Annotated in this window: 16 protein-coding genes; 9 read left to right on the top strand and 7 right to left on the bottom strand. The window is 63.5% G+C overall.

From position 1 onward, the window contains the following. Window positions 1-30 precede the first annotated feature (30 nt). The gene (locus AC56KW_RS08375; protein WP_497170279.1) at window positions 31-234 is read left to right on the top strand and encodes a hypothetical protein; all 204 of its coding nucleotides are present in this window, start codon (window positions 31-33) and stop codon (window positions 232-234) included. Window positions 235-243: 9 nt separating this feature from the next. Here the strand turns inward: AC56KW_RS08375 and AC56KW_RS08370 are convergent, their stop codons facing one another. Then, window positions 244-879: an HAD hydrolase-like protein gene (locus AC56KW_RS08370; RefSeq protein ID WP_497170278.1), complete on the bottom strand. Its 636-nt coding sequence runs from the start codon at window positions 877-879 to the stop codon at window positions 244-246. A 111-nt stretch (window positions 880-990) separates the two neighbouring features. Between AC56KW_RS08370 and AC56KW_RS08365 the strand changes: the two genes are divergently transcribed. After that, a complete protein-coding gene (locus tag AC56KW_RS08365) occupies window positions 991-1,293 on the top strand; it encodes a hypothetical protein (protein ID WP_497170277.1) in 303 nt (100 codons plus the stop codon). A 4-nt stretch (window positions 1,294-1,297) separates the two neighbouring features. Here AC56KW_RS08365 and AC56KW_RS08360 read toward each other — a convergent pair whose 3' ends face one another. Next, window positions 1,298-2,227, bottom strand: coding sequence for an AraC family transcriptional regulator (locus AC56KW_RS08360; RefSeq protein ID WP_497170276.1), 930 nt, complete (start codon window positions 2,225-2,227; stop codon window positions 1,298-1,300). A 133-nt stretch (window positions 2,228-2,360) separates the two neighbouring features. Then, window positions 2,361-2,753, bottom strand: coding sequence for a hypothetical protein (locus tag AC56KW_RS08355; protein WP_497170275.1), 393 nt, complete (start codon window positions 2,751-2,753; stop codon window positions 2,361-2,363). A gap of 101 nt (window positions 2,754-2,854) precedes the next feature. On the opposite strand from AC56KW_RS08355, the gene AC56KW_RS08350 reads away from it, so the two are divergent. Beyond that, window positions 2,855-4,492 (top strand): ATP-binding domain-containing protein, encoded by a 1,638-nt coding sequence (locus AC56KW_RS08350; RefSeq protein WP_497170274.1) that lies wholly within the window; start codon window positions 2,855-2,857, stop codon window positions 4,490-4,492. Window positions 4,493-4,869: 377 nt separating this feature from the next. After that, window positions 4,870-5,136 carry a translation initiation factor IF-1 gene (gene infA, locus AC56KW_RS08345; protein WP_005664553.1) on the top strand — a complete coding sequence of 89 codons (267 nt, stop codon included), beginning with the start codon at window positions 4,870-4,872 and terminating at the stop codon, window positions 5,134-5,136. Window positions 5,137-5,193: 57 nt separating this feature from the next. On the opposite strand, the gene leuA is transcribed toward infA, so the two are convergent. Beyond that, window positions 5,194-6,876 (bottom strand): 2-isopropylmalate synthase, encoded by a 1,683-nt coding sequence (gene leuA / locus AC56KW_RS08340; RefSeq protein WP_497170475.1) that lies wholly within the window; start codon window positions 6,874-6,876, stop codon window positions 5,194-5,196. A 566-nt stretch (window positions 6,877-7,442) separates the two neighbouring features. On the opposite strand from leuA, the gene AC56KW_RS08335 reads away from it, so the two are divergent. Beyond that, window positions 7,443-8,561: an NHL domain-containing protein gene (locus tag AC56KW_RS08335; RefSeq protein ID WP_497170273.1), complete on the top strand. Its 1,119-nt coding sequence runs from the start codon at window positions 7,443-7,445 to the stop codon at window positions 8,559-8,561. A gap of 140 nt (window positions 8,562-8,701) precedes the next feature. After that, entirely contained in the window at window positions 8,702-9,073 is a 372-nt protein-coding gene (locus AC56KW_RS08330) for a nuclear transport factor 2 family protein (protein WP_497170272.1), read from the top strand. A 159-nt stretch (window positions 9,074-9,232) separates the two neighbouring features. Here the strand turns inward: AC56KW_RS08330 and AC56KW_RS08325 are convergent, their stop codons facing one another. Continuing rightward, window positions 9,233-9,670: a hypothetical protein gene (locus AC56KW_RS08325; RefSeq protein WP_497170271.1), complete on the bottom strand. Its 438-nt coding sequence runs from the start codon at window positions 9,668-9,670 to the stop codon at window positions 9,233-9,235. A 249-nt stretch (window positions 9,671-9,919) separates the two neighbouring features. Between AC56KW_RS08325 and AC56KW_RS08320 the strand changes: the two genes are divergently transcribed. From AC56KW_RS08320 to AC56KW_RS08310, 3 genes are read left to right on the top strand one after another with little or no spacing between them, the layout of a single operon-like run. After that, the gene (locus AC56KW_RS08320; RefSeq protein ID WP_497170270.1) at window positions 9,920-11,221 is read left to right on the top strand and encodes an MFS transporter; all 1,302 of its coding nucleotides are present in this window, start codon (window positions 9,920-9,922) and stop codon (window positions 11,219-11,221) included. A gap of 60 nt (window positions 11,222-11,281) precedes the next feature. Further along, window positions 11,282-11,911 (top strand): hypothetical protein, encoded by a 630-nt coding sequence (locus AC56KW_RS08315; RefSeq protein WP_497170269.1) that lies wholly within the window; start codon window positions 11,282-11,284, stop codon window positions 11,909-11,911. Between the two features lie 10 nt (window positions 11,912-11,921). Further along, window positions 11,922-12,236 (top strand): hypothetical protein, encoded by a 315-nt coding sequence (locus AC56KW_RS08310; RefSeq protein ID WP_497170268.1) that lies wholly within the window; start codon window positions 11,922-11,924, stop codon window positions 12,234-12,236. 94 nt (window positions 12,237-12,330) lie between these two features. Here AC56KW_RS08310 and gyrB read toward each other — a convergent pair whose 3' ends face one another. Together gyrB and dnaN are read right to left on the bottom strand one after the other, a co-directional pair. Next, window positions 12,331-14,832 (bottom strand): DNA topoisomerase (ATP-hydrolyzing) subunit B, encoded by a 2,502-nt coding sequence (gene gyrB / locus AC56KW_RS08305; RefSeq protein WP_497170267.1) that lies wholly within the window; start codon window positions 14,830-14,832, stop codon window positions 12,331-12,333. 71 nt (window positions 14,833-14,903) lie between these two features. Further along, window positions 14,904-16,010, bottom strand: a complete 1,107-nt coding sequence (gene dnaN / locus AC56KW_RS08300; protein WP_497170266.1) for a DNA polymerase III subunit beta — start codon at window positions 16,008-16,010, stop codon at window positions 14,904-14,906.

Below are 16,010 nucleotides of genomic sequence, written 5' to 3'. Positions count from 1 at the left end.
CGCCCAGCCATCCATGAAGCGAGCCTGTCCATGCCTGAAGATCCATGCCTGATTGCCCGTCCCGGCGCCATGCCGGCCATGCCTCGCGCCGGCGCCGATCCCGGGGCAGGCGCTGCCGGGCGCATGCCGGCACCCTGCCGCGAGCCCGGCAGCCTGTGGCGCGGCGGCAGCTATGCCGGCATCGTTACGGCGGTGCGCAAGGCGGTCGAGCGCAAGGCCGCCTGCGGCAGCTGAAGCCGGGCGCTAGCGCCGCGCAAGCGACAGCAGGTCGGCCGGCGCGCCGAACTCGCATTCCGGGGCCACCCGGCGCAAGGTCTCGATCGGGACGTAGCCCCAGCTGACGGCGCCGAAAGCGATGCCGGCGCGCCGCGCGGCGTCGGCATCCGTGGTCTGGTCGCCCACGTACAGCGCCTCGGACGGCGGCGTGCTCGCCAGCCGTACCACCTTGCGGATGCGCGCGGCCTTGCCGAAGATCGACATGCCGCATTCGCACTGCCCCATCAGACCAGCCAGCTCGGGCCCGAGCACGGCGCGCACGTTTTCCTCGGCGTTCGAGGACACCACCGCCAGCCGCACGCCGGCCCGGTCGAGCGCGCGCAGGGTCGGGCCGATGTCGTCGAACAGCGGAATGTGGCCGGTCCTGGTGACGGCGCGCATGCGCTCGATGAAGGAGCGCGAGGCGAACGGCAGCTTCCAGGCCGGCATGCCGACGTGGCGCATGACATCGCGCGGACCGTAGTGGCGCAGCCGCTCGGCCTGTTCGGCGTCGATCCGCCGGAAGCCGTGCTGGTCGGCGATGTCGTTGAACACGCTCAGGAAGAACGGCCAGGAATCGGCCAGTGTGCCGTCGAAGTCGAAGATCGCCAGGCGATAGCTCATGGGCGGACCGCACGAAAGGATGGGTTCATGCCGCGATTATATGAGAGCGCGGCGCGCGGACGGTGCGGTTGCCTGCCGAATGGCATGTGTCTTGTTTGCCAGAAAGCAGTCTTGATTGACCATCCATGCATCCCACCCGCGCGCAGTATGCGCTCGACCTCTTGGTACGCAACCTGTTCGAGCGCACGGCCGCCGCTGGCTTCCTGGCGGCCGACCTCGACCTGTGCTGCGTTTTGGTGTGCCTGGCTGCCGGTGCAGCGCCCGAGCGCGCGGCGGTGCGGCGGCGGCACGACCGGACTGGCGCTCGACGATGGGGCGCTGTCGTCGAACCTGATCCAGGCGAATGGCGGCGCGCTGCCGATCCAGGAGCTCAGCGCGCAACGTATCGTCGAGCGGTTTGCGGCGTGTCGATGACCGCCTAGCGCATCGCCTGCAGCAGCCCGGCGCCGCCGTCCAGCAGCGACTGGCGCAGGCGCGTCGAATCGCGTCCCGGCGACAGGCCGAAGAAGCGCGCGTACTCGCGCGAGAACTGCGAGCTGCTCTCGTAGCCGACCGCATGGCCGGCGCGGGCCGCGTCCTTGGCGCCGGTGAGCATCAGGCGCCGCGCTTCCTGCAGGCGCAGCTGCTTCTGGTATTGCAGTGGGCTCATCGAGGTAACCGACTTGAAGTGCTCGTGCAGGGTCGACGAGCTCATGCCCACGTCGCCGGCCAGGCGTTCCACGCTCAGCGGGCGATCGAAATTGTCCTTGATCCAGCAGATCGCCCGCGTAACCTGGGCCATGCGGCCCTCGCCGCGCGCGATGTGGCGCACCACTTCGGCGTGTTCGCCGGTGAGCAGGCGGTAGTGCAGTTCCTTCAACAGCAGCGGGCCCAGGACCGGGATGTCTTGCGGCGCATCGAGCAGGCGCACCAGGCGCGCCGCGACATCGGCCAGGCTGGGCGTGGTCTCGCTCAGGAACAGGCCGCGCGAGAATGGCGTGCCGCGCGCGCGCGGTGCCGGATGGGTCGGCAGCTCGAGGTCGAGCGCGGCCAGCATCTGCGGATCGAGGTCGACCCGCAGGCACAGATAGGGTTCTTCCGCGCTGGCCTGGGTGACGCAGCCGGTCACCGGCAGGTCGACCGACACCACCAGGTACTTGGCCGGGTCGTAGGTGTAGTCGCTGCCGGCCAGCGACACCAGCTTGGCGCCCTGGGCGATGATGCAGACCGCGGGCGCATGCACCACATGCAGCGGCTCGGTAGTGCGGTCGCTGCGGATCAGCCACATGCCCGGCACGTCGGCGCGGTGCATGCCCTCGTCGGGCGCGTGCCGGGCAATCAGGTCGGCGAGTTCGCGGATCGCTTGCATGAAAGGCTTCTCCTGGCGGTAAAGGTTCGATTTTGTCATTACACCGCAAAACGCCGGTGCGATGGTCCACGAAGATTGCACAATCCTCCGGAAAGGTCGTCTTCAGATCACCTCTTGTTGCAACTGACTCTGCTCAAAGCAGAACTGTTTGGCGGCAGTCATGCAGACCGCCAGACCCGTGCCGCTCTACATAGTCCGGTCGCGGGACGCTGTCGTTGTCCGGGTCGGCGCCATCGCGACTGCAGGCGATGGGCTGGATCCGGTCGATGTGCTTCACGGTCGGCGCCAGCTGCCCGGCGCCGTCGGTATGCTCGCCTTCGCGGTAGATGCCCACCTTGGACGGGTCGATCCCGCTCGGGTCGATGGCGCCGCTGCTGGTCAGGCCTGCACAGGCGCAGCGCTGGAACCGGAATCGCGGTAGCGACGGAAGGAAATCGCACGACGATCCTGATGCTGGCGTAATGCCCGACAGCGTGCACTGGATTGCCGCCAGACGACCGTAAGTTGTCGATTGAGCACGGTCCAAGCCGCTTTCTCGGCCAATTGTGCGTTCCGTGGACAACGGTGTGTGGCTATGATGGAAACAGTCTTACAATAGTTTCCACCTTACTAACGCGTGCGGACATCATGGCCCACATCCAACCTGCCGGCTGGCGCGAGATGGCCGTCACCGGCGCTGCCGCGCGCGAAATCGAAACCCTGGCCTACCTCGAGCAGCGCCTGGCCGACACGCCGTATGTCATCTACCATGGCGTGCACTGGACCAATGTCGAGCAGGGATACTCGGTGTATGGCGACGTCGACTTCATCGTGCTGGCTCCGAACGGCCGCATCGTGGTGATCGAGCAGGTCGCCGGCTTTTTGAACGAGACTCCTGAAGGCCTGGTGAAAAGCTACCAGGGCAAGCCCCGCAAGATCCGCAGCCAGATCCTGTCGACCATCGAGGGGCTGACCAAGCGCTACCACGGCGACCTGTCGGTGGATTATCTCCTCTACTGCCCCGACTACATCGTGCGCGACCAGCAGCTGGCCGGGATCGATCCGGACCACATCATCGACGCCACCAACAAGCCCAAGCTGGCGCGGGTGATCCGCGAGGCGCTGCCGGTTACCGACCGGACCGACGAATTCGACAGGGTCACGCGCTTCCTGGGCGATACGCTGAACCTGCGGCCCGACCCCAGCGCCATGATCGGCAACGCAGTGAAGATGGTGACACGGCTGTCGGGCGGCCTTGCCACCTGGGCCCGGCGCCTCGAGTTTTCACCTTTCCGCCTGCACGTGATCGGCACCGCCGGCAGCGGCAAGACCCAGCTGGCGCTGGCCGAGTACATGGCCGCGATCGACGCCGGCCTGCGTCCGCTGTACGTTTGCTTCAACCGGCCGCTGGCCGACCACATCGAACGCCTGGTCCCGGCCGGCGGACGGGTGGCCACCTTCCACATGCTGTCCGACGCCTGGCTGCGCGCGCAGGACGTCACGCCCGACTACGGCGCGGCGGATGTGTGGGACAAGATCGAAACGTCGATGACGGATGCCGAGCTGCCCGAGACCTGGCAGTTCGACGTGGTCATCGTCGACGAGGGGCAGGATTTCTCGGTGGCCTGGCGCGATATCGTGCTACGCATGCTCAAGGAAGGCGGGCGCGCGATCTGGATGGAAGACCCGGACCAGAACCTGTACGGCCGCGCGATGGTGCCGCTGCCAGGCTGGGTCACCTTGCATTCGCACACCAACTATCGCAGCCCGCGCCAGATCGTCCACATGTTGACGGAGCTTGGCGCCGCGCACCAGCCGGTGGAGGCGGGCAGCCCGTTCAAGGGCGCCGACATCGAAGAACTGACGTATCCGGAAGGGGATGAAGAGGCGATGCTGGCGCAGACGCGGCGCGCGGTGACCTCGTGCCTGGCGGCGGGTTTCGGGCGCCAGGACATCGCGCTGTGCGCGTTTCGTGGGCGCGAGAAGTCGGCCATCCTGCGCCTGGACCGCCTGAGCGATGCGCACACGCTGCGTTCGTTCACCGGGGCCTACGATTTGTTCGGCAACCCCGTGTTTCGCGAAGGGGGATTGCTGGCGGAGTCGGTGTACCGCTTCAAGGGGCAGTCGGCGCCGGCCCTGATCTTCACCGAGATCGATTTCGAGGAACTGGACGAGCGCGCGCTGCGCAAACTCTTCGTGGGCATGACGCGCGCGCGCCTGAAGCTGGTGCTGGTCATGAGCGAGCGGGCTTCGTTGCAGATACTCGACCGGATGAGTGGGCGCTGACGGGGCTGTAAAATATATTTTGTGCGGCGCACAAAAATGCTGTTATACTCTGTTGCTGGATGAGGCAGCGTCTCTTCCAGGTCCTCCGACACGTGACCGCGCCTGTGCAGTGCGCGACTTTCCGGGGGCCGTGTTTTCGGTATGTCAGTCAGCCTGTACAGCGGACGCACCGCGCAGATAGCGCGGGCGCCCACAGCTCCGGCACCACGCAGATAGCATGGGCGGGAGCGGCGATAAATCGGTAATGCTTTGAAACGAAGCCCGCAGGATGCGGGCTTTTTTTTCATCCCTCTCCTGGCGTTGCATGCCGGGCCCAACGCTCCCCCCGCATCAACGACGCCCGGCGCCCGCCGGTGCCGCACACCAGGAGAACCTGCATGGCAAAAGAAGAACTGATCGAAATGAATGGCCTCGTGTCCGAAGTGCTGCCCGAACTGCGCTTTCGCGTCGAGCTCGAAAACGGCCACAAGATGATCGCCTATACGGCGGGCCGCATGAAGAAGAACCACATCCGCATCTTGATGGGCGACCGCGTCACGCTAGAGCTGTCGCCCTACGACCTGACCAAGGGCCGCATCGTGTTCCGCCACCTCGAGTCGCGCGGACCGGCCGGCCCGCGCCGCGCGCCGCAGCGCCGCCGCTGATCGGTCGGCGGTATCGGCAGGGCGCCCCGCGCCCTGCCGCGTATTTCAGACTACAGCTCAGGCCGCCAGCGCGGCCGATCCTTCTGCGCTGGCCTCCACATGGCGGTTCACCGCCGACAGCACCGACTTGAACGACGCCGTCACGATATTGCTGTCGATGCCGACGCCGAACAGGGTCGGTCCATTCCCCACCCGCAGCTCGACGTAGCAGGCCGCCCGCGCATCCGCACCCGAGCCGATCGCGTGCTCGTGGTAGTCCATCAGGCGAATTTCCAGGCCCAGCGCGCTCACGAAGGCGTCGATCGGACCGTTGCCGGTGCCGGCGAAGGTCTGCGGTACATGGTGGCGCGCCACGTTGACGTCGAGCTGGACTTCATGCTCGCTGTCTTCGACCATGCGGTGCGAGATGTAGTGATACGGTTCAATCTGCTCCAGGTACTCGCGCGCGAACAGCGCGTGCAGGTCGCCCGCGTTGATCTCGCGGCCGCTCTCGTCGGCCACACGCTGCACGGCGCGCGAGAATTCGATCTGCAAACGGCGCGGCAGCTGCAGGCCGAATTCCTGTTCCAGCAGATAGGCCATGCCGCCCTTGCCGGACTGGCTGTTGACGCGGATGACGGCGTCGTAGCTGCGGCCGAGGTCGGCCGGGTCGATTGGCAAATACGGCACTTCCCAGATCGCATCCGCCTGCTGCTTGGCGAAGCCCTTCTTGATCGCATCCTGGTGCGAGCCCGAGAACGCGGTGAACACCAGGTCGCCCGCATACGGATGGCGCGGGTGCACCGGCAGCTGGTTGCAGTCTTCCACCAGCTGGCGCACGGCGTCGATGTCCGAGAAGTCCAGTCCCGGATTGACGCCCTGCGTGTACAGGTTCATCGCCAGCGTGACCAGGTCGACGTTGCCGGTGCGTTCTCCATTGCCGAACAGGCAGCCTTCGACGCGATCGGCGCCTGCCATCACGGCCAGCTCGGCGCTAGCGACGGCGGTGCCGCGGTCGTTGTGCGGATGGACGCTGACGATCAGCGATTCGCGGTTGTTCAGGTTACGGCACATCCACTCGATCTGGTCGGCGTAGATATTCGGCGTGGCCGCTTCGACCGTCGACGGCAGGTTGACGATCATCTTGTTGTCGGGCGTCGGCTGCCACACGGCGCTGACCGCATCGGTGATCTGCTTCGAGAAATCGAGCTCGGTGGTCGAGAACGATTCTGGAGAATACTCCAGGCCCCACTGGGTCTGCGGATGCTGGGCCACCAGTTCCTTGATCAGCTGGACGCCCTTGACCGCGATTTGCACGATCTCGTCGCGCTCCATGCCGAACACCACGCGGCGGAACACCGGCGCGACCGAGTTGTAGACGTGGACGATGGCGCGCTTGGCGCCGACCGCCGAGTCCACGGTGCGGCGAATCAGCTCGTCGCGCGACTGGGTCAGCACGATGATGGTGACGTCGTCGGGGATGTGCTTGTCTTCCACCAGCATGCGCACGAAGTCGAAGTCGGTCTGCGAGGCCGACGGGAAGCCAACCTCGATTTCCTTGATGCCGATCTTGACCAGCATCTTGAAGAAGCGCAGCTTCTTCTCGACGCTCATCGGCTCGATCAATGCCTGGTTACCGTCGCGCAGGTCGGTGCTCATCCAGATCGGCGGCGTGGTGATGGTGCGGCTCGGCCACTGGCGGTCGGCCAAGGGGACGGCGGGGAAGGGACGGTATTTGGTGGCTGGATTGGTCAGCATGATCGGGGCTCCTGATGGGGTGGTCACTGGGCGACCTTGTGGGTCTGAAGGGTGGCGACAGGCTGCCGGACGGGCCACGAAAACGCTAGGCCCGGCAACCGATCGGTAGCTTTAGCAGCAGGCGGATGCCTGCGCGCGCGCCGGCCGCCAGGACGAACCCGGTGGAAAAAATCGATGGTGCGAAAATTGGCGTGGTAGACATCGGGGCGAATCCTACTGCTGCTGGGGGGCCGGCGGAACCGGGACGTACGGCGGATTTACGCGCGTAGTAGCAGGGCAGCCAGCGATAGCGCGCCGGCGGCTGGTAGGGTGGTCGACAGATGCAGGGTGAAAGACATAATTTCGACTTTAAGCAAGTCTCGGCCGTATGTCAAGCGGGCAATTGGCAATTGTGGAAAAGAAAGTACGGAGAATTGCCTGGGTTTCGCGCTGGGATTACCGGATGCAAGTGCCGCTTCGATGCTTCTCAAGGCGCACGGCTTGCAGTTTATGCTTGCTTCATGGCCGAGAACAGGGGTCGATAGTTTCACGCGTGATAGCATCGACGACGGACCTTTCTGGAGAGTTTCATGACCCGCCGTTCCGTGACCGATACCGCCCCCGATACTGCCCGCTTTCGCCTGAAGCTGTGTGGCGCCGCCGCCCTGATGCTGCTGTGCTCGGCCTGCGGCGACGGCATACCGAAGGACAAGGACGATGAAGAGGGTGGGGACCCGCCGCCCGCGCCTGTGGCCGCGCTGTCGGTCCTGGCGGGCGATGCGACGATCGAGGGCACGATGGACGGCACCGGCACGGCCGCGCGCTTCAAGTCGCCGCGGGGCCTGGCGATCGACAGCAACGGCAACCTGTATGTCGCGGACACCGGCAACTTCGTCATCCGCAAGATCACGCCTGAAGGCGTGGTCACCACCGTGGCCGGCGCGGCGGGCTCGAGCGACTTCGTCGACGGCAATACGGGCAACGCCCGTTTCAACAATCCGGTGGCGGTGGCGGTGAACAGGGGCGGGACGATTTATGTTGCCGATAATCTGCGTATCCGAAGCATTACCACTGCTGGACGGGTCACCACGGCGGCCCTGATCCCGATCGGAACCAATGTCAGCGGCGGCAGCGTGACAGCCGTGACGCCTGGTGCGATCGCCGTCGATGCCAATGACAACCTGTTCGTTACCAATAGCTACGGTACGCGCAGGATTGCTGGCGGCGACACGCTGATGCTGGAGGGCCAATCCGTCGCGAACGACCTCGGCGGCACCCGGCAGCTCGAACCGCGCGGCGTGGCGACGGACAGCAACAGTAATGTGGTCGTGTTCGACCTGGAGCGCGAGATCAGCCGCTGGAACCCGAATGGCGCGCTCAACGCCAACAACCTGGTCACGCTGGCCGGCGCACCGAATGCCCGGGGATCGTCCAATGGCAGCGGCAACGCGGCGCGCTTCGAGCAGGTAGTGGGGCTGACGGTCGACCCGCAGGGCAATGTGTATGCGGCGGATGCGGTCAATAACCTGGTGCGCAGGATCACGCCGGCCGGCGTGGTCACGACGGTGGCAGGGGCGACGCGCTCGGCGACTTTACGCACCGGCGACCTACCGGGAAGCCTGGCCGATGTGCGCGGCATCGTCACGGATGGCAAGGGGAATCTGTACGCTACATCCGGAAATGCGGTGGTGAAGATCAGGTTGCAATAAGAGGTTTGTCCGCATCGCTGGACGATCGTGCATTTGTTCCGGACTTTTTGACTATCAGTTCCCAGCTACGGCGTCGCACAGTATCCGAAGGTAGAAGAGCCGTGCAGCTCCTCCCTTCAACGATCTTCAAGGAGTGCGAGATGGAATTCTTTCGATTCGGTCCGGGTGCGGCGTCACATTGGCTTGCTGCCTGCTTCCTGATGGGAGCACTGGTCTGCTCCATGGCGCCGGCGCGCGCCGGCAGCGGCTCGGCAGGGACGCAGCGCAACAAGGAAGCGGTCGGCGAGGCGTTCGCCGCCTGGGCGGCAGGCGGGCAGACCTTCTTCGACGACATGCTGGCGCCGGAAGTCGTCTGGACCATCAAGGGCAGCAGCCCGACCGCAGGCGTGTACCGCGGCAAGCAAGCGCTGGTCGAGAAGGCGGTCAAGCCACTGTCGACGCGCCTGCAACGCCAGATTCGGTCCACGATCCGCAAGCTGTGGGCCGATGGCGATCACGTCATCATCGAGTGAGATGGTGAAGCGGTTGCCAGGGACGGCAAACCATACCGCAACAGCTATCTGTGGATCTTCCGCATGCAAGGCGGCCGCGCGACCGAGGTGACGGCTTATCTCGATCTTGCACCTTATGATGATGTGCTGCGGCGCGTTCCGGCCCCGCAATAAGCGCGATCAGGCTGGCATCACAACCGCCTGGCTCCCGTACTCGACCATCCGGCCACCGTGCTCACGCTGCCAGGCGGCAGCGGTCGGCTTGTCTGCAAACCAGATGTGCTCATGGTCGCCGAATGCGCCGAGATCGAGCCGGAAGCGGTCCAGCACTTCCGGCGGTCGACGGTCGATATCGCGCTTGCAGGCATCCCAGGTCGCGTAACCCAGCTCTGCCGCAAGCGTGCGGAACATATGCTTGAGCTGCAGCGTGGTGCGCGCGTGGTACAGCTCGGCCACGCGGGGACCAGTCACTGCTGCTGCACTGTGCACGCGGCGCACGATGGGCAAGGCCTTGCTGGGCTGGTCCGAATGCACGCTGCGCAGCATGCCACGCGCGTAGCGGCGCAGGAAATCGGTATTGGTATCGGGAACGGTATTTCGGTGGGGATGGGGGCGCATGCCAAGTCCTTTTCACATGGTGTCGCCGCTCTCGCTACGGCATCAGTGAATGAACAGGTATGAACTCCTGGCAAACGATCACGTCATCATCGACGTTGGCAGGTGCGCTGGCTTTCGCGAGAGTGGGCGTCCTGCACAGCCCGGAGCGGATGGTATCACGAGTCATGCGTCTTGTAGCCATGGTGTTGCTAACTCGCCATGGTAAAAAAGGCGCAACCGGTGGCCGGCGCACTTTGATACCATCCCGAAATGAACGTTACCTCTACTCACCTGGTCGCCACTTCGCGCCTCCGTCATCGCCAGAACCTGGCGCTGGTCCTGCTGGTCGTTACCGGCGTCATCAACTACCTCGACCGCGCCACACTCGCTGTCGCCAATGAGTTCATTCGCGCCGATCTCGGGCTCTCGCTGGGCGAAATGGGCCTGCTGCTGTCGGCATTCTCGTGGAGCTATGCGCTGTGCCAGTTGCCTGTCGGCGCCCTGGTCGACAAGATCGGGCCGCGCTGGCTGCTCGGCGCGGGACTGGTGCTCTGGTCGCTGGCCCAGGCCGCTGGCGGGCTGGTGTCGACCTTCGGCTGGTTCGTCCTGGCGCGGATCGTGCTCGGCATCGGCGAAGCGCCGCAATTCCCGGCCGCGGCGCGCGTGGTGAGCAACTGGTTCCCCTTGCGCGCGCGCGGCACCCCGACCGGCATCTACAACTCGGCCTCGCCGCTGGGTTTTGCACTGGCGCCGCTGTGCCTGTCGCCGCTGATCGCCGCGACCAGCTGGCATTGGGCCTTCTTTATTACGGGTGCACTGGGCATCATTGCAGCCATTGTCTGGGTCATCCTGTATCGCGACCCGGTGCGCGGGGAATTGACCGAACAAGAGCGTGCCTACCTGGACGAAGGCCAGACCCTGGAAGCCGCGCCGGCGACAGGATTTGCATCCTGGCGCGCACTGTTCCGCCACCGGGCCACCTGGGGCATGCTGCTCGGCTTCTTCGGATCGGTCTACCTGAACTGGGTGTTCCTTACCTGGCTGCCGGGCTACCTGCGCACCGAACGCCAGATGGACGTGGCCTACGTGGGCGTGGCGGCGACGATCCCCTTCCTGTGCGGGTTCCTGGGCGCCCTGTCGGCCGGCTGGGCGTCCGACCAGATCACCCGCCGCGCGAAATCGGTTGTCGCGGGTCGCCGCACGGCGGTGGTGCTGTCCATGCTGGGCATGGTGGCGTTCACCATTCCTGCTGCGCTTGTAGAGAGCAATACTGCGGCGATTGCCTGTATCTCGGTCGTGATCTTCCTGGCCAACGCGGCGTCGGCTTGCTCATGGTCGCTCGTGACCGCAGTGGCGCCGCGTAGCCGCATTGCTTCACTCGGTGCGATTCAGAATTTCGGCGGGTTCATCGGCGGCGCGCTGGCGCCGATCTTTACCGGCTATATCGCGCAGGCCTGGTCGTTCGTGCCGGCGTTGCTGACGGGCGCCGGCATCGCTTTTCTTGGTGCCATGTCATACCAGTTCCTGGTGGTCCGGCCGATTCCAGAGCAGGACTCACAGATTGTGCTCTAGCACAATGCATTGCATGTAAGGCTCATCTTTAATAGATAGGTCTTTTTTCATGGAGTGCTTATGTCCAATGATCGAATTGTCGGGACACGAGAAAGAGGTAGGCCAGCGGGAAATTTCGCGCTGAGTGGTCATCGTTGGGTTTCGCAGTATCTTGGCGCAAATCGTCTTCAGGACTTACGACAGCCTTTCCGCAGCGATGCCGAAGCCTTCGTCGGTGCGCTGCGCGCTGCAGGAGCGAATGTGACGATCAATGCGACATACCGACACCCGAAGCGTGCTTATCTGATGCATTGGTGCTGGAAAATAGCAAAAAATCGTGTCAGCCCAGAAGATGTTCCTGCAATGGAAGGCGTATCCATATCTTGGAAGCATTACGATAAAGGCGAAAAATATTCGCAAGATCGATCCATTGAAGCCGCGCGCGCGATGGTCCGCGCATTGCAAATGGAGCGACTGGGCGTGGCGCCGTCACTCCAATCGCGACACACGCTCGGATTTGGCATCGATATGACGATCAGCTGGAATGGACAGCTGACATTGCCAGATGCATACGGTCATATTGTCAGGATCACGTCCTTGCCTCGCACGGGAATGAATCGGGAGTTGCATCGCGTAGGGGCGAGTTATGGTGTCGTCAAATACAACCGCGGCGGTCGCGACGATTCGCATTGGCCGGACACAGGGGCTTGACCATGAAAAAATGTTGGAAGCTGCAGGCTTCGTGCTTGGCATGATTTTTGGCTCAGTGAATGCCGCAGAAGAGAAGCTTGCTAATGATGTGGCCAAATACGTAGAACAGCGCGAAGGCTGTGACCACTTCCGCGGTGAGGTTCCAGACCCCCCTGATGCGCAGCGGATGAGAGAGATAGAGAGAGAAATCCGCAAGCTCTGCACAGGCACCGATAAGAAGCTCAGTGAGCTGAAGCGCAAGTACGCCAAACACCAGGCGATAATGACGCGCTTGAATGAGTTTGAGGAAAATATCGAGATGTCGGCATCAACGAGCAGGCCATAAGGTGAACCGGGCCCACGCTTGAGTTCCTTGATCCAGTTGGCACAAATACAAACGGCCTCACGAAGAGGCCGTTTTGAGTTGCAACGCTGGACGATTAAACGTCGATATTCCCCGCCCGCAGCGCATTACTCTCGATGAAGTTCCTCCGCGGCTCAACCTCATCCCCCATCAGCGTCGTAAAGATCTGATCCGCCGCAATGGCATCCTCGATCTGCACCTTGAGCAAACGACGCACGGTCGGATCCATCGTGGTCTCCCACAACTGCTCGGGATTCATCTCGCCCAGCCCTTTATAGCGCTGCTTGGACACGCCACGCTCGGCTTCTTCGCGCAGCCACTCCATCGCCTGGTGGAAATCGCGTACCGCGAATTCCTTCATGCGCTCGCCTTCGCCACGACGCACGATCGCGCCGTCGCCCATCAGGCCCTGGAAGGTCGCTGCCGAATCCGCCAGCACGCCGTAATCTGCGCCCGCCACGAAATCGGCATCGATCGCCGTCACCTGCACGTTGCCGTGATAGATGCGCTCGATACGCAGGCCATGCTTCTCGGACAATTCATCCGATCTCACCTTGACCTTCACCGCCGGATCGTTGATCGCCGCTTCCATCGACTTGGCGGACGCTTCCGCGTTTTCGAGCGTGCCCAGGTCCAGCGTCACGCCGCCGCTGAAGATCGCGGTCAGGGCGGCGCGGTCGATCACGCGCGCCAGGCGCAGCATGATGGCATTGGCCAGGTTGTACTTGCGCGCCAGCTCGCCCAGTGCTTCGCCGCTCACCGGTTCCATGCCTTCCTTCGGGATCAGCGACGCGGTGTTCAGCGCGAAGTTCATCATGTAGCTGGCTTCTTCGACGTCATCCTTCAGGTAACGCTCGTCGCGCCCGGCCTTGACCTTGTACAGCGGGGGCTGCGCGATATAGATGTGGCCACGCTCGACCAGCTGCGGCATCTGGCGATAGAACAGCGTCAGCAGCAGGGTACGGATGTGGGCGCCGTCGACGTCCGCGTCGGTCATGATGATGATGCGGTGGTAGCGCAGCTTGTCGACGTTGAACTCGTCCGGGCCGATCGAAGTGCCGAGCGTTGCGATCAGGGTCGTGATCTGTTCCGACGACAGCATCTTCTCGAAGCGCGCCTTCTCGACGTTCAGCACCTTGCCGCGCAGCGGCAGGATCGCCTGGAACTTACGATCGCGGCCCTGCTTGGCCGAACCACCTGCCGAGTCACCCTCGACGATGTACAGCTCGGCCAGCGCCGGGTCGCGTTCCTGGCAGTCTGCCAGCTTCGACGACAGGCCCAGGCCGTCCATCACGCCCTTGCGGCGGGTCAGGTCGCGTGCCTTGCGCGCCGCTTCGCGGGCGCGGGCGGCTTCGACGATCTTGCCGCAGATGATCTTCGCGTCATTCGGCTTTTCCATCAGGAAGTCGGTCAGCGTCTTGGCGACGATTTCCTCGACCGGGCCACGCACTTCGGACGACACCAGCTTGTCCTTGGTCTGCGACGAGAACTTCGGCTCAGGCACTTTCACCGACAGCACACAGGTCAGTCCTTCGCGCATATCGTCGCCCGAGATCTCGACCTTGGCTTTCTTGGCGAAGTCGTGCTCGTCGATGTACTTGTTGATCACGCGCGTCATCGCCGCGCGCAGGCCGGTCAGGTGGGTGCCGCCGTCGCGCTGCGGGATGTTGTTGGTGAAGCACAGCACCTGCTCGTTGAACGAGTCGTTCCACTGCATCGACACGTCGACCGAGATATTCGTGTTCTGGTCCGACATGCGGTCGCCCGTTGCCTGGAACACGGTCGGGTGCAGCACGGTCTTGGCCTTGTTGATGTACTCGACGAAGCCGCGGGTGCCGCCCTCGAAGGCGAACAATTCTTCTTTGCCCGTGCGCTGGTCGGTCAGCTTGATGCTGACGCCATTGTTCAGGAACGACAGCTCGCGAATACGCTTCGACAGGATTTCATAGTGGAATTCGACCAGCGTGAAGATCGTTTCATCGGCCCAGAAATGCACCTCGGTGCCGCGCTTGTCGGTCTCGCCGATCACCTTCATCGGAGAGACTTCGAAGCCGTCGCGGATCTCGATCAGGCGATCCACCGGGACGCCGCGCGTGAATTCCATCTGGTGCACCTTGCCGTTCTGGCGCACGGTCACGCGCAGCAGCTTCGACAGTGCGTTCACGCACGACACGCCCACGCCGTGCAGGCCGCCGGACACCTTGTAGGAGTTCTGGTTGAACTTGCCGCCGGCGTGCAGCTCGGTCAGGGCGATCTCGGTCGCCGAGCGCTTCGGCTCGTGCTTGTCGTCCATCTTGACGCCGGTCGGGATGCCGCGGCCGTTGTCGGTGATCGAAATCGAGTTGTCGGAGTGGATCGTGACGTGGATTTCGGTGCAATAACCTGCCAGCGCTTCGTCGATCGAATTGTCGAGGACCTCGAACACCAGGTGGTGCAGGCCGGTGCCGTCCGAAGTGTCGCCGATATACATGCCAGGACGCTTGCGCACCGCTTCCAAACCTTCCAGGATCTGGATCGAGGACGCGCCGTAATCATCCGCGCTTGGGGAGGGCTGTTCTGCTGGGATATTCTCGGACATGGACTGCTTTCTATAAGACTAACTAGTTCAGGCAAATGCATGCGGGCCGCCGGAGCGGCCCGCGCGACGCGTCAGATACGCATCGGCATGACGACGTACTTGAAGTCGCCATTGTCGGGAATCGAGATCAGCGCCGACGAGTTCGAGTCGCCCAGGGCGATGTTCACCTGCTCGCACTTGAGGTTGTTCAGCACGTCGAGCAGGTAGGTGACGTTGAAGCCGATGTCGATCGAATCGCCGCCGTAGTCGATCTCGAGTTCTTCGACCGCTTCTTCCTGGTCGGCATTGGTCGAGCTGATCTTCATGACGCCCGGCTCGATGATGCAGCGCACGCCCTTGAACTTATCGCTGGTCATGATCGCGGCGCGCTGCAGCGAGCGCAGCAGTTCATCGCGGCTGATCGTGAAGTCGTTCTTGTAGCCCTTCGGGATCACGCGGGTGTAGTCAGGGAACTTGCCCTCGACCAGTTTCGAGACCAGCTCGATGTCGGCGAAAGTGAGCTTGACCTGCGAGGCCGCGATGTCCAGGCGCACGGTTTCATCGCTTTCTTCCAGCAGGCGCTGCAGCTCGATGATGGTCTTGCGCGGGATGATGACTTCCTGGCGCTCGAACTGCTGCTCGGTTTCCACCTGGCAGAAAGCCAGGCGGTGACCGTCCGTCGCGACGGCGATGATGTTGCTGCCGTCCAGCACCAGCAGCAAGCCGTTCAGGTAGTAACGGATGTCTTGCTGGGCCATCGAGAAGTACACCATATTGAACAGGTGCTTCAGCGTTTTCTGCGGCAGGGTCACCGAGGCGTTGTGGGTGTCGGCCACCGAAACGGTCGGGAATTCCTCGGCCGCCAGGGTTTGCAGCGCGAAGCGCGACTTGCCGCTCTGGACGGCCAGGCGCTTGTTCTGCAGGGTCATCGTGACGTCGCCGGACTCTGGCAGCGCGCGCAGGATGTCGAGCAGTTTACGTGCGGCCACCGTGGTGCCGGTCACGTCGTCGCCCGAACCGATATTGGCGTGCGTGGTGATCTGCACTTCGGTGTCGGTCGACAGGAAGGACACGCTCTCGCCGTTCTTGCGAATGAGGATATTGGCCAGAATCGGCATGGTGTGCCGACGCTCGACAATACCGCTCACAATCTGCAGTGGCCGGAGAAGCGTGTCTCGGGTGGTTTTGACCAATTGCAT

Source organism: Telluria sp. RT2P19 (genome assembly GCF_059685725.1).
Note: the sequence above shows the minus strand (reverse complement) of the source record. Positions and strands in the feature narration are given on the sequence as shown.

What these genes read in the sequence shown, in the direction of transcription:
- AC56KW_RS08315 (WP_497170269.1), top strand. Translation starts at nt 11,282, where the DNA reads ATGTCCAATGATCGAATTGTCGGGACACGAGAAAGAGGTAGGCCAGCG.
- AC56KW_RS08335 (WP_497170273.1), top strand. Translation starts at nt 7,443, where the DNA reads ATGACCCGCCGTTCCGTGACCGATACCGCCCCCGATACTGCCCGCTTT.
- AC56KW_RS08310 (WP_497170268.1), top strand. Translation starts at nt 11,922, where the DNA reads ATGTTGGAAGCTGCAGGCTTCGTGCTTGGCATGATTTTTGGCTCAGTG.
- AC56KW_RS08350 (WP_497170274.1), top strand. Translation starts at nt 2,855, where the DNA reads ATGGCCCACATCCAACCTGCCGGCTGGCGCGAGATGGCCGTCACCGGC.
- AC56KW_RS08330 (WP_497170272.1), top strand. Translation starts at nt 8,702, where the DNA reads ATGGAATTCTTTCGATTCGGTCCGGGTGCGGCGTCACATTGGCTTGCT.
- AC56KW_RS08370 (WP_497170278.1), bottom strand. Translation starts at nt 879, where the DNA reads ATGAGCTATCGCCTGGCGATCTTCGACTTCGACGGCACACTGGCCGAT.
- AC56KW_RS08325 (WP_497170271.1), bottom strand. Translation starts at nt 9,670, where the DNA reads ATGCGCCCCCATCCCCACCGAAATACCGTTCCCGATACCAATACCGAT.
- AC56KW_RS08375 (WP_497170279.1), top strand. Translation starts at nt 31, where the DNA reads ATGCCTGAAGATCCATGCCTGATTGCCCGTCCCGGCGCCATGCCGGCC.
- infA (WP_005664553.1), top strand. Translation starts at nt 4,870, where the DNA reads ATGGCAAAAGAAGAACTGATCGAAATGAATGGCCTCGTGTCCGAAGTG.
- AC56KW_RS08320 (WP_497170270.1), top strand. Translation starts at nt 9,920, where the DNA reads ATGAACGTTACCTCTACTCACCTGGTCGCCACTTCGCGCCTCCGTCAT.
- gyrB (WP_497170267.1), bottom strand. Translation starts at nt 14,832, where the DNA reads ATGTCCGAGAATATCCCAGCAGAACAGCCCTCCCCAAGCGCGGATGAT.
- AC56KW_RS08360 (WP_497170276.1), bottom strand. Translation starts at nt 2,227, where the DNA reads ATGCAAGCGATCCGCGAACTCGCCGACCTGATTGCCCGGCACGCGCCC.
- dnaN (WP_497170266.1), bottom strand. Translation starts at nt 16,010, where the DNA reads ATGCAATTGGTCAAAACCACCCGAGACACGCTTCTCCGGCCACTGCAG.